This window comes from Secundilactobacillus collinoides DSM 20515 = JCM 1123 (assembly GCF_001435975.1).
GTDB classification, from domain to species: domain Bacteria; phylum Bacillota; class Bacilli; order Lactobacillales; family Lactobacillaceae; genus Secundilactobacillus; species Secundilactobacillus collinoides.
The window spans coordinates 1-13,038 of record NZ_AYYR01000025.1 but is presented as its reverse complement, the minus strand read 5'-3'; the positions used below and the strand labels follow the sequence as shown (position 1 = coordinate 13,038).

The window sequence follows — 13,038 nt, the reverse complement described above, 5'->3', positions numbered from 1 at the left end:
TCTCTAGCCGCTTGTTTATTCCACCAAACGCCAAATAGGTTTTGCATGGTGCCGTATAAGTAGTTCTCCACGTTCTTGATATGCTTCTCATTGCTTCTTAGAGCGTTAAAGTAGCGTCTCAAGGCTTTAGTCATTAGCGGTTTAAGTTCTTCATCATCAAGTGGGATTATGACGCCAATATCTTTGTGATCTTTCTCAACTCGGTACTTAGCATTTAAGATAATGCCAATGAAGTGCCGCATTTGTTGTGGGGTACGGCACCAAAAACTAAGTAATTGCACGGCTTCGGGTTCTAAGAAAACCGGTAAACCGCTGTCTTCATCAGTTAAAAAGTCATTAGCATGGTTCACCAAATCCTGGTTTTGCTTTTGAATTTCTGCTGGTGAAAAGTTGGCTGTGGAAAAGTTTAACTTTTGAGTATCTATATTGTATCTATTAGTATCTAAGCTTCTAGGTTCTTTATATAGATTGTGTGTGATTTTCACATTTCCGCTTGTAGCAAGGGTTTGAGCGGTCTCGTCAACGGACTTATGCGGAAGTGTGATTTTCACATTTCCGCTTGTAGCAAGGGTTTGAGCGGTCTCCTGCGGAAGTGTGATTTTCACATTTCCGCTTGTAGCAAGGGCTTGAGACACTTTTGGGCTATCTTCACCGCGTAAATAGACATCGGTTGCTTTCACATCGAGCTTGGACAGATATAAGCGATTCGGTTCATTCTTTTTTGTTTTTGGGTTAAAGCCCAGTTGTTTTTGCATCAGCAAATGGGCGGATTCGAGTTCTTTTTTAATTTTGACGACTTTTTGATTATGGCAATTAAATAAATTTTCGAGTTCTTGATTGGTAAAAATAAAGTAGACGTGATTTTCCTCATCAACCCAGCTGTTGCGCAAAGAGTACTCTAGCCGATCTTTCAGTACCATATAAGCCAATTTAGCGTCACTACTTAAATGTTTGTATTGCTCGCCATACATTAATACCTTAGGAAACTGGAAAAATAGGGCTCCATATACGTTATCGGCTTCATAGTAATTGAAATTTGTTGATTTTGTCATAATAAAAACTCCCTTTCTCGACTGACACACGCTGTCTCAAAAGAGAGTTGCTAAAACATTTGATTTGCTTTAAAATACAAATCTGATATGCTCTAACTGAATTACAAAGCATTCATTTAGCGGTGAGGGCTTTGTAATTCATCAGCATGTGTCTGTTTGTGAGTTGCCCAGTCGGCAACTTTTTTTAATTTCTAACAACAAAAAATGGACTAAATAGCTCCAGTTAGCTACTTAGTCCATTGACTTCAATTTGTTTTTAACTATCCTTAACTTGTCCTTGGGGACTGGTTTGCGGTATAATTAACCTACAAATTAAGAACAATGTTCAGTCGATTTTAACTTGGCGGTGAAAATCGACTGAATCTAAGTAGCTTTCTAGCAGCTACTTGCTAAACCCAAAATCCCTGATTCCTCGTGAATCGGGGATTTTTCTGTTTAGCTTGATCTCTTTATTCGGTTGTTAAATTAATCTTAGTCTAGCATAGCGCTTACCTAGCGGCAACTTTATTTGGTTTTGTATATCAATGGCTGGGATTATCCAAAAGACAATAAGGCTGGTAAACAAAAATATAACACTTATTGGAATTCCCATAACAAGGCCCTCTTTCTAAATATCATTGTCTGAAAAGGCATTAAATCCTCCTTGCAAGCGTTCTTTGGAATCAGATGGTGATTCTGTGCTATTTTTAGGTGCTTCTGGAGCTTTTAATTCATCTTTAACATAAGGATCACCTTGAGCCTTTAACCGTTCAATTTCGTGAATTAAAGCGGTTTTAACAAGTGTGGTTTTAGGAATTAATGATTTATCAAAGTAATCAAGGATTTCTTTGTCGACAATTTTCTCGGGATTTAGTCGGACGTTCAAGGTTTTAACTTTTCCCATGATTACTTGCTCCCTTCGTTTTGAGCTTGTTGACTTAATCCGTACTTATAAAAGCCGTTAACATTAGCAACTTCAGTATTTTTAACAATAACCGCGTTGGTGAAAGTAGTATTCAGGATTTTATGATTAATCAAATTGGACCCACCACCGGTAAAGAACAAAGTATCAATACTATCAAGGTTCTTTAAGGTTGAAGTCACATTGGCAACTAAGCGACGGGTAAATCGGTCACTTTCCTTACAAACTAAATCGGTAATATCATCTTGACGATTCTTAGAAAAGCGATAACTCCAATGATGTTGCTGGTTGCCTTGCCGTAAATCTCTTTCTAATTGATAGAGGCTAACGTCGCCATCAATCTTGTTGGCAATGGCTTCGTATAGATCATTTACGCCGGTATTAAATTGCTGACGATTTTTGCCACTAAGTTCAAAGTTTAAAATAGTATCAATTAAAATTGTGCCACCACCTACATCAACAATTCCAACTTTTTCGTCTAGTAAATCTTTGTTCTTGATAAAGCCCTCACCATCTAATAGCTCGTTATATAAGGTGCCGATTGGTTGAGGCAAAATATAGACTTTGCGCACTCTGACCGTCACAATTTTATTGTCAATAGTAACTTGATGCTGTCCCTCAAGGACTTTTAATAAAGCTTTTAAACGGCCTTGGTCAGCATAATCGCCGGTTGGAAGTCCAGCAGTGACCACTACTTCTAAGACTTGATCTTTAGCAGCTTGAAAGTCACTTGCCAGTAATCCTAATGCAAAGTTAGCTAGTAACTTAAATACTTCACTATTGTATCGAGCACCATACATGATGGTATCAGCTAAATACTCGTCAAGATGTAGTCGGTCAATATCTCGACCCCATACATATTCGTCATCACTAAACGGAACTGAATAAGTGTGTAGATCATTATTGATTGTGGAATTACCAACCGACATTGGCATATCTGCTTGATTTAAATATCTTGAAGGCAAAACATATTCATTTTTGCTGCTTTTTAATTTGGTTTGCTTGTTTCCTAAATCTAAACTAAAAATATCCATAAGGCACTCTCCTTATTCTGCATTACATTTTGTATATTAAGAATACCACATTAGGCACAAAATACAAGCAAAAAGCGTTATTTTAATTGCAAATGAAGTTAACTGCATTACAAAAAAGTGATCCTTTGCCTACTTAACTGTGCTTTCCAAATTGCCACCAATGTTTCTTTTTGACAATTTTTTGTTCAATTTGCTTAGCTTCAGTTTTCTTATCCGCCAAACGTAATTGTTGTTCATGCTCTAGTAATGCCTGTTGTTTTTCCAATAATTTATGCAGTTGCTCGATTTGGTCTTTATAGTCATCTAATTGTTTTCGATCCTCTTGTATTTGATCTTTTAAATACTCAATTAAGGGGGTTGAATTGTTTAAAGCGGATTTTAAAGCACTTGACGATTCGTTTAAATTATCGACTTCAAAATGCTCTTTTATAAGCTTTTGACCCTTTGAATTTATTTTCAACGAACCATCAACAGTTGAAAATTTCCGTTTAAAATCTTTGTCAATAAACTGGTAGATAGCTTGTTTGCTAACACCAATTTCCTTGGCTATTTGCGCAATTGTTTTCATTGTTTCACCACTTTTTATAAAAATTTTTAATTCAAAATTTGATCAATTGTTCAAAAGCCTCTAGTTAAAATTACTTGTATCAATTACGCTCATGAAATGCTCTATATGAACCTAATTTTAAAAAGCCATACACTCATAGGTGCTATGAGGAATTGATATAAAAAGGAAGTTATATTTAACTTTACTTTTATTATTCACTTTGATCATATTCCCTTCAGTGCAAATTAAAGCTGATGTAACACCAAATTATCAGAATTACTATCATCGAACATATAAAGAAAGCACATGATCTGGCATTATAAGGGGAAATTATAGCTACTTTGTACAGCAATGTGAAGTTGATTTAGCACCTGCATACCTTAATTTTACAAAAGATGGATGATGGAAACTTAACTTTTTCAGAGCTTGCTAAGGTTTTTCAGGAATTTATAAACCAAGTTATATTTATAAGCTAACAACAAGATAAAAAATAAGGATATGAACCAATTATGCTAAAAAGATTTGGCTACGTAGTGGCTTTATTGTTAGGCTTTATTTTAATGGTTTGGCTAGTTATCTTTTGGCAGCATCGTGCTTATTTTACTGGGTCCGTTCGAACTTATATGGTTGCCCAAAAGATTCCAGCAAATAGCATTAAAAAACGGAAAATAGTTTTTAATTGGGTTAATATGGGGCAATGGGAGGAAGATGTTTCAATTCGCCACCAACACCATACCTATCAATATATTTATAATATGTCTTGGCAGGATAAAAGGGTTTCCCTAAGTACCTATGATCATCAGGAAGGTGTTAAAGATACTTTAGACCCTTATCCACCTTTGGGATATGATCGTTAATTTTACAAATTATTATTTGGATTAATTTTAGTGCTCCTATACTGAAATTTGGTACCAAAATCATTAGATTTTGTGTCATAATGATAAAAATCAGAATAGGAGTTTTTTTATGAAATATTATTCAGATGAATTTAAAAACAACATCGTTAAGCTTTATCACAATGAAAATCGTTCAAAGAAATCCTTAGCCAATGAATATGGGGTTCATCCAACCACCATCAGTCATTGGATCAAGCGGGCCAAATTAGTTGAACTACCTGACGGTGGCGTAACAAGTGTTGAAGCCTTCAAGCAACTACAGAAAGAAAACCAGCAGTTAAAAGAAGAAAATGAAATTTTAAAAGTAGCGGCGGTGTTACTGGGAAGGCATTAGAACCTGTCTAGTATCTGCTGAATCTGGTAGAATTGTGGAAAACCGAATGAGGAGTTTGTCATGCCAGATTATCCAAGCAATATTTCTCGAGCGCAATTTGCGTTAATACAACCTGATTTAGAAAACTTCCGCAAGCATACAAGACCGCGTCGTTATGATCTTTATGACGTATTCAATGCCATCCTTTACTCGCTTACTACAGGGTGTCAATGGCGTGAATTACCGCACGATTTCCCGGAATGGCACACTGTCTACCGCTATTACGATATGTGGCGAGATAAACCAGACCCGACAGCTGATTCGCTATTAGAAAGGCTTTTAAAAAAACTGTTGCTTCCTATCGCTTTGCACAGGGCCGATCGGCCCGAACGTCGTTTGTGATTGTTGATGCTCAAAGTGTTAAAACCACTGATTTAACGAAAAATAGTGGCTACGATGGCGGCAAAAAGATTTCAGGGATTAAGCGTCATATGGCGGTTGATATTAACGGTTTACCACAAGCCATTCTCGTGACACGAGCTAATGTATCAGATCGTTCAGGTGCATTGGCTATGCTTAGTTTGGCTAGCCAAAATTTAGAGCTGGTTCAGCATGTCATGGTTGATGGTGGCTACACTGGCAATGACTTTGCGGATCAGGTGAAGCTCATTTTGAATGCTAAGACGACGGTAGCTAAACGCAACGAGTTTCATACGTTCACGGTGTTACCGCAACGATGGATCATTGAACGTTCATGGAGTTGGCTAGACAAATGTCGGCGACTTTGGAAAAACTGTGAACGCGCCCTTAACAGCAGTCTTCAAATGGTTGTATTGGCCTTCCTGAAGATAGTTCTTAAAAGATACTAGACGGGTTCTTAGCTACTTACGAGCTAAACGGTACGGCAATGGACATGACGATCGCGACGCTTAAGCGACACGAAGTCGCTGTCACCAGCCCTTATTCCAACGGTCCGATCGAAGGGGTTAACCACCTCATCAAGCCACTCAAACGATCCTGTTTTGGCTTCAAAAATCAGCTGAACTTCTTCAAACGAATCTACCAAATCACGGCATAACATGACAAAGACGGCTCCCCAAATGGAGAACCGCCTCAAATGATAAATTTATTCTTCAACACCAGTTGACGTAGAGCCATGATTGTAGGGCACTTGGGTTGAGAAAACTGATGTTAACTAAGAATGCAAACGAACTAAAATCTTTGCTTGTTTTTTATCCTTTTCTAAGGATTCAATTCCTTCTGAAACTAATTCATTTAATTCAATCTTTTTTGTAATGACACGTTTGAATAGTGACCGATGGGTATCTATAATCTTAATTACTCAATCGAAGATATTGGCATATCCATAAGATGTTAATAAACTACCACCCTTTTTAAGAAGAGCTCTAACATCTACAACTGGTGGATGTTGAAATAATGCAATCACGGTAACCTTGCCACCGTTTTTAAGAGCCTGAATGGCACCAGTAAGTGTGGGTTGTACACCGGCACAATCAAATGCAACATCTACTCCCTGATTTTCCGTGATAGTGCTGATAGCGTGAGCTAATGACTTTTGGCTATCAGCACGTATTGGGTATTGAACCCCTAATTCATTTGCTAAATCCAAACGTTCCTCTGACATGTCATTTATTATGACGTGATGGGCACCAGAAATTTGTGCTATTAAGGCCGTGAACAATCCAATTGGACCAGCACCCTGAATTAAGACATCATCTCCAGGAGACACTCGGCTTGCCATAACTGCTTGTGCAGCAACTGAAACTGGCTCAACTAAAGCCCCTAAATCAAGCGGAAAGTTAGTTGGCAAGAGATGTGCAAAGGTACTTTTTACATTGCACTTTTCAGCTAAGCCACCGTTAGCCGAAAATCCTAAGAATCCTGCTGATTGATCACTACCTATAGCATGCTCACACCAATTATAATGACCAGAAAGACATTCCGGACATTTTCCACAAGCAATCATTGGCTCGACTGCAACTTTATCTCCAATTCTTAATTTAGATACTTGTTTTCCAATTTTAGAAATCGTCCCAGAGAATTCATGACCAGGAATTAGCGGAGCCTGCATATGGGTTAGCGGATGAGGCATTGTCGCCAAATCCATACCCTCTAAATATTCATGAATATCACTACCACAAATACCATTAAATGCAACCTCAATTTGAACTTCATCTGGTGCCGGATCAGGAATATTTCTTTTTTCAAAGCGGATATCCTTAGGACCGTAAATAACAGCTGCTTTCACCATAGTCATAGTGCTTCGCTTCCTTCATGTTCAATATAGCACAATCACATCTAAAATAGTGAATAGATTTCAGTAATGAAGTTACCATCTTGACTTAACAAAAACTTGGTAACTGATTATATGGGTAATTTCTACTTTAGCCATTTTCAGACCTCCTTTTGGACAGTTCTAATAAACATTTGTAATTCCTAGTATAGCACAGAAACAAGAAAGGCCACTAGGGTATACCCTAGTGGTCTGTCTAAAGTTACTAATTAATCATTTTATTAATTACTTGGTCTAATATCATCTGTTGCCACTTTTTGGACCATTCATTGTAAACATCTACATCTAGAGATTGTGGTAGGGGATCTGCATTATCAACTTTAATAATTGATGTATTGACCATTGCATCTCCAACTAACAAAGCCTCTTGTCGTCCTAATGAGCTTAAAGCAGATGTAAAGTAATTATCTGTATCTGGAAGTATACTTTTAATGAGATTTTGATCGTCCTGATTTGTTAATTTCATAACAACAAAATTATTACACTGTGAAAGCACAGTGGGTGAAACTTCCGAGGGTCTTTGTGTTACTATCATTTCTGAGATGCCATATTTTCTACCTTCTTTAGCAATCCTCTCAACTGCCACACGAGTATCCCTATATTTAGATAACTGATTTTTAGGAACGTATCTGTGAGCTTCTTCATAAACCATCATTAAGGGCGTCTTATTTTTCCCCCATATTCTGGTTTGATAAAAGCTTATTTCAAACGCCATTCGAGAAATCACTGATACAATGATAGATACTATTTCAAAGGGTAATGCACTCAAGTCTATAATAGTAATGTTTGATTCTTGGTGCTTGTTCTTTTCATCATATGCATTTCCAAAAATCATTGGTACAAGGGAAGAAAAGGTTTTTTCTGGATGATTTAGATATTCTTCAGGATTATCTGGTTCTTTAAGCAAAAAATGAAGTCTAGAATCATTTAACTTAGTTTGAAATCTAGTTATAAACCTAGGAAATTCACCATAGAATCCGTTAAGCTTTGCATCTACCTTAGCTTTCAAATTAGGATTTTTTGAATTCCCCGACGTTGAGTAAAAAGAATGTGCTTCAAATAAGTATGTAGAGTCTTCTGGTTGGTATTCCCTAGGATTTTCATCTCGTGTAGCATAGTATATCTTTTCTTCCTTAGTGTAATGAGTTTCAGAATTTTTGTTTTTAATAAACTCAAGAACTTCATTAATACTAAAATAAATGGGCATATCATAGTCAACATTTTTAATGCTTGGATTCCATTTTATTTTATTTTGGATGACCGCAGCTTTAAATTGAGCAATTTGATTATAAGCATTAATTTCATTGTTTTCTATAAAAATGGATTCCAGTTCTTCAGAGTTTAATAACCAATATGGGATCCATAATTCCTGTGAACTATCAGTAAAATTTTTGTCAGTCGTTAAAATTCGTGATTTAGGAAAAGCATGACCGTATTCTCCGTGCACATCAAAAATAATTATATGGCTGTTGTTTAATATGCTGTCATTATTTAAAGCTTGGCTTCGATGTTTGATAACATTTTGAAGAATCTTTGCAACTGTTCCAGATTTTCCAGATCCGGTTGATCCAACAATAGCGACATGGTGGGAGAAAAATCGGTTTCCATCAACATTAATAGCAATTTCAGGATTTAACCCATAATGTCCAAAAGAAAAGCTATCATCTGAATCTTCCTTAGAGAGCATCGATTTTAAGTCCTTAGTAGATGTAAGCTCTATACCTTGAGGAGGAATACTTATATTTTTAATTCCACTAGAAAAAAAAGTTTCCCCATTTTCGCTATATAAAACTCCGATTGGTCGAGCTGCCACTATGATAGCGTCATTTTTATTATTTTCATCTGGTTGCGCTTCTATGGTCTGATATGATTGAATTTGAGCAACAATAGAGCGCTCGTTCCCATCTTTAACCTTAATAAAGGTCCCTATTTGAAAGTCAGAGTCGCTATTTGTCTCTCGCCAAGCTAGTAAATCATTGATTTTAAATTGCAATTTATTTGGTTCAAAGTTCATTACACTTAAATGTTCGATATCATTGTCATCATTAATCATTTTTTTGCCAACCTTCCCATTAATTTAAGTACAAAGTCAGACTGGAAACCAGTAAAATTGACACTTGGATAAGTACTGGTGCTTTCATCTAAAGAAAAGTCAAAATTTATAATAAAAGCATCTAATTCTTTGAGACATTCAATACTATGTTTACTAGATGCGATTCTATAGTTAAAAGAAACATCAACATATCTGTTTCTATTTTTTGAAGTAGTAAAAATAGGCGGGCGGCCAAATGCTTCTTTATCGAAACGTATGCTTTCATATCCATCATTCATAATCAAGAAATCATTTTTGTTTCTTTTTTTTAATAATTCTTTTTTTAAAGAAAAAAGATCTTTTAGATTAAAGTCTAGTAGAAACGTCACAGGTTTATTCGTTACCCGATTATCCTTGTACGCAAACTCACTAGCAATTGTATTGATTTCATCAGCACTTAATCTATCTTTCCAAAGCCGGCCAAAACGTAGTACATAACTGTAAGTATGACTATTGGATTTCTTAATTGATTTCATTTGAGAAACAAAGGCGTTTATAAGACGATCATCATTTGTGGAACACTTCGTGAAGTTTCGGAACATTTCCGTATCCATTTTTTGTATATGAGATAAAAAATTTGCTAACGAAATGGTACGATCGTCTATGCTTTCTCTTATTGCAATCGAATGAATATACTGTGAAATAAGTGGCAAGTAAAGACATTTACTTGAGGACAAAGACTTATGTAAAGCGTTAGAAACTAAGTTAATGACCGCAGTTTCTTCGACTTGAAAACTTTCCACTTTCTCAATGCTAAAGCTCTGCGAAAATACAGAAACTTCATTTTCAGGTAGCTTTTCCTCTCCCAAGTTTTTCTCTCTAATTTTTTTGGCATTTGTTAATTTTAAAATGCCTGAGATTTCCAAAGATGTTAATTTTATATCACTTTGCTGACTATCATATATAAAAATTTTGTATTTAAATTTTTTGTTCTTATTTTTCTTCCAATGGCAGTACATGTATGCTATCGGTTTTTGAAGTACACTATTTGTGACCTTTGTCTTTTCATAATATTTATATTGTTGTAACTCAGTGTTAGTTGAAAGGACATCTAAATCCTCAGCACCTTCAATGACAAAAGTGGTTGTCTTACCTGCCTTCAGGTCTTCCAATAAACGTTTTTGTGTCATCAAAAACTGATATTCGAATCCCTTGATTGTTGCATCAGCATCTCTACTTTTTTGCTTTTGCTTTTTTTTCTGTGGCAAATTTTTTATCCCCCTAACTGCTCACAACACTCTCTTTATAAACGTTTCTAGAACTGACGTTAGTGGTGATTGACATCCGATTTTCCTGTATAATAGATTAAGCAAGAAGTTTTAAGGGCGGTGGCTGTCTTTTCCCTTACGAGGTGAGGCCCATGGGAACATGGAATAATCTTCAGGAAGGTTTCACAGCCAATGAGCGTCTTCCAGGCACTCTCATTGATGTTGCTGTTTGGCACGTTTTTAATCGCGCTACTCGGCTATATCGACAAGCATCACAAATAAAAAAGCCGCCCTGCGTAACTTTGGTCGGTTACAGGGCGACAATGTAGTTTTGTAATCTAGGCCACCGCCTTTAAAGCGGCTTGTATGGGAAGTCCTGTTCTAGCGGGGCTTCCCTTTTTCTGTCTACATTATAGCATGACTATAATTGACTTTCGACTATTTTTAATCAGCTTTCTAGCAGTTTTTTAGGGAACACGTGTTTGCCTTCTGTGCTACAATACAGGTAAAAGCTAACGGAAGTGATGAAATTGTTTACTGATGATGAACCGCATGGCGTGTTCTTCTTAATTGATAACAAGTCCTTTTATGCTAGTTGCGAAACCGTTGCCCGGGGCCTTAATCCCTTAAAAGTCCCGTTAGTGGTCCTTAGCGAAGCTGAAAATACTAATGGCGGGCTCATTTTAGCCACGTCACCCGAAGCTAAGCACTTATTTCATCTTAAAGCCAACGTCTCCCGTAAACGTGACTTACCCAATGACCCCAGGTTGTGGGTCGTGCCACCGCGCATGAACCTTTATATTCAACGTAATTTGCAGATCAATCAGATCTTTCATCAATTTACTACTGAAAAAGAGGTTTGGCCGTATTCAATTGATGAAAGCATTCTTGATATGACCCATACTTGGCGGCTGTTTGGCAATTCCGTTCGCGAAGTGGCATGCTTGATTCAAAAGACAGTTCGGCAAAAGCTAGGCTTGTATACCACCGTGGGAATTGGTGACAATCCGGTGCAAGCTAAATTAGCCTTAGACCTTTACGCTAAACATAATCATGAATTGATCGGTGAAATCCATTACGAAACTGTGCCGGATAAAATTTGGTCAATTACTGAATTAACGGACGTTTGGGGGATTGGCCCCCGTATGGCGAAACGTTTGAACCGCCTTCACATTCACAATATGTATGAGCTAGCCCATACCAACCCTTATTTACTCAAACAGCAGCTTGGCGTCATTTGGTAGCCAGTTATTTGCTACGGCCTGGGGAATTGATCGCGCGCAAGTTACGGAACCAACTAAGGTTAAAGAAGCTAGCCTGGGTAATTCGCAAGTATTGCCACGAGATTATTTTAACCAAGTCGAAATTGAAACCGTCATTAAAGAAATTGGGGAACAGGTGGCGGCGCGGCTTCGGCACCACCATAAACTGGCGGGGTGTCTATCGCTAAGCATTGGGTTTTCCTATGCCGCAGCTGAAGCAGATGGTCGCGGTGGCTTTAACCAGGCTTTAAAAATTGAACCAACTAATGACAATCAAGTTTTGACGCAACAATTATTGTGGTTATTCCGTCAGAATTGGGACGGTCAAGCTGTCCGGAATATTGGTGTTTATAGCAGTAAACTAAGTGCCAACTCCGGCCAACAACTTAATTTATTTGAAACCCCGCGCAACCAAATTCGCCGTAGCCGGTTAAACCAGGTGATTGATGAAATTCACCGGCAATTTGGGTTCACCAAACTAGTTTACGCGACCAGTTTATTAAAGGGAGGCACCGCTATCAAGCGGGCTTCTCTAGTGGGCGGACATAATGGAGGCAATAGCTATGAATAGCGATATCGAGATTATTAAGGGGCGGTTAACCTTATTGTTTAAGCGGCGTCCCCAAACCCGCTATTGGTTAATGTTGACTAATGACACCTACGATCAGACCTATAATCTGTTTTTTAACAGTCAACGGGCTAACGAGCGCTTGCAATCCGTTCCCCTACATAAATTAGCACACTATGATTTAGCTGATTTAGAAAAGTTACTAAAAGCATTACGACAAGATATAAAGCTAACGATCGAATTTATCGGCTTTACTGGGGAACGGTGGCCGGCAAGCCAAAAGCTGATTCAACGAAAGCGGGTGCCCCTTGAATAATCAAGAATTTGATTTAGCCACGGTTAAGCATTTTTTTGAACATGATTATCATGACCGGGGCATGATGAAATGGCAGGGCTTCTATTTATCCGATCATACTGCCGCTTTAAACCAACAGAACCAGCAGTTGAATGCCAGTATACGTTCCACGACCGCAACAATCCTTAGCAACAATTACCGAGGTATTGGCGGACGCATATCAGCGTCAGCAACCAGTGACCATTCAACTAAAAATGGTTGACCAAAACAATCGTCATTTGCCGGATATCACCACCTTGATCCATGGCTACAATGCCAATGATATTGTGGTTGACGCTGATCGGTTTATCCCACTACAAGAAATTCGCAATGTGGCATACAAAAAGACGGAGAAACTATAAAAACTAGCTTTCCGTCTTTTTCTTAGAAACTGTCCAAGATCTATGCTTTTTGATATCTTTCTATGTAAAAAGCGAGTTTAAGCTATGAAAAATTATTTCTCCCCGATTTAAAATTGAAGTGCAACACTTGATAACTAGACCAATTAGACTAGCTT

10 protein-coding genes and 5 pseudogenes are annotated in these 13,038 nt (G+C 37.5%); 8 read left to right on the top strand and 7 right to left on the bottom strand.

Going from position 1 to position 13,038, the window contains the following annotated elements; translation table 11 throughout:
* The 4 genes from FC82_RS05840 to FC82_RS05825 all read right to left on the bottom strand — a co-directional run.
* Positions 1-1,052, bottom strand: a 1,052-nt coding sequence (locus FC82_RS05840; protein ID WP_056996462.1) for a replication initiator protein A, incomplete at its 3' end; no start/stop codon positions are given.
* Positions 1,053-1,659: 607 nt separating this feature from the next.
* Positions 1,660-1,935 carry a hypothetical protein gene (locus tag FC82_RS05835; protein ID WP_003625713.1) on the bottom strand — a complete coding sequence of 92 codons (276 nt, stop codon included), beginning with the start codon at positions 1,933-1,935 and terminating at the stop codon, positions 1,660-1,662.
* A 2-nt stretch (positions 1,936-1,937) separates the two neighbouring features.
* Positions 1,938-2,987 (bottom strand): ParM/StbA family protein, encoded by a 1,050-nt coding sequence (locus tag FC82_RS05830; protein WP_056996461.1) that lies wholly within the window; start codon positions 2,985-2,987, stop codon positions 1,938-1,940.
* 133 nt (positions 2,988-3,120) lie between these two features.
* The gene (locus tag FC82_RS05825; protein ID WP_056986536.1) at positions 3,121-3,555 is read right to left on the bottom strand and encodes a hypothetical protein; all 435 of its coding nucleotides are present in this window, start codon (positions 3,553-3,555) and stop codon (positions 3,121-3,123) included.
* A gap of 488 nt (positions 3,556-4,043) precedes the next feature.
* Here FC82_RS05825 and FC82_RS05820 point away from each other — a divergent pair, with 488 nt between their 5' ends.
* The 4 genes and pseudogenes from FC82_RS05820 to FC82_RS05800 all read left to right on the top strand — a co-directional run.
* On the top strand, positions 4,044-4,391 hold the full coding sequence (locus FC82_RS05820; RefSeq protein WP_056996460.1) for a hypothetical protein: 348 nt from the start codon (positions 4,044-4,046) through the stop codon (positions 4,389-4,391).
* Positions 4,392-4,500: 109 nt separating this feature from the next.
* Positions 4,501-4,763, top strand: a pseudogene (locus tag FC82_RS05815) (transposase); the annotation flags it as partial.
* Between the two features lie 61 nt (positions 4,764-4,824).
* Positions 4,825-5,612, top strand: a protein-coding gene (locus FC82_RS16455; protein ID WP_156405128.1) for an IS5 family transposase whose coding sequence is annotated in 2 segments (ribosomal slippage) — positions 4,825-5,092 and positions 5,092-5,612 — 789 coding nt in all. Because the reading frame shifts where the segments join, the coding sequence is not laid out codon by codon here.
* Positions 5,609-5,821 (top strand): annotated as a pseudogene (locus FC82_RS05800) (transposase); the annotation flags it as partial. The gene FC82_RS16455 and the pseudogene FC82_RS05800, both read left to right, overlap by 4 nt.
* Positions 5,822-5,938: 117 nt before the next feature.
* Here the strand turns inward: FC82_RS05800 and FC82_RS05795 are convergent.
* The 3 genes and pseudogenes from FC82_RS05795 to FC82_RS05785 form a co-directional block, all read right to left on the bottom strand.
* Positions 5,939-7,021, bottom strand: a pseudogene (locus FC82_RS05795) (alcohol dehydrogenase catalytic domain-containing protein).
* Positions 7,022-7,262: 241 nt separating this feature from the next.
* Positions 7,263-9,110 (bottom strand): ATP-binding protein, encoded by a 1,848-nt coding sequence (locus FC82_RS05790; protein WP_056996456.1) that lies wholly within the window; start codon positions 9,108-9,110, stop codon positions 7,263-7,265.
* The gene (locus tag FC82_RS05785) at positions 9,107-10,357 is read right to left on the bottom strand and encodes a hypothetical protein (RefSeq protein ID WP_056996455.1); all 1,251 of its coding nucleotides are present in this window, start codon (positions 10,355-10,357) and stop codon (positions 9,107-9,109) included. The genes FC82_RS05790 and FC82_RS05785 overlap by 4 nt, the downstream gene beginning before the upstream one ends.
* Positions 10,358-10,549: 192 nt before the next feature.
* On the opposite strand from FC82_RS05785, the gene FC82_RS17385 reads away from it, so the two are divergent.
* The 4 genes and pseudogenes from FC82_RS17385 to FC82_RS05770 all read left to right on the top strand — a co-directional run bounded on the left by FC82_RS17385 (position 10,550) and on the right by FC82_RS05770 (position 12,883).
* Positions 10,550-10,639, top strand: a complete 90-nt coding sequence (locus FC82_RS17385; RefSeq protein ID WP_225435919.1) for a putative holin-like toxin — start codon at positions 10,550-10,552, stop codon at positions 10,637-10,639.
* Positions 10,640-10,881: 242 nt separating this feature from the next.
* Positions 10,882-12,190 (top strand): annotated as a pseudogene (locus tag FC82_RS05780) (Y-family DNA polymerase).
* Positions 12,183-12,503, top strand: coding sequence for a hypothetical protein (locus tag FC82_RS05775; protein ID WP_056996454.1), 321 nt, complete (start codon positions 12,183-12,185; stop codon positions 12,501-12,503). The pseudogene FC82_RS05780 and the gene FC82_RS05775 overlap by 8 nt, the downstream one beginning before the upstream one ends.
* Positions 12,496-12,883, top strand: a pseudogene (locus FC82_RS05770) (hypothetical protein). Before FC82_RS05775 ends, FC82_RS05770 begins: the two are co-directional and overlap by 8 nt.
* Positions 12,884-13,038: the final 155 nt, after the last annotated feature.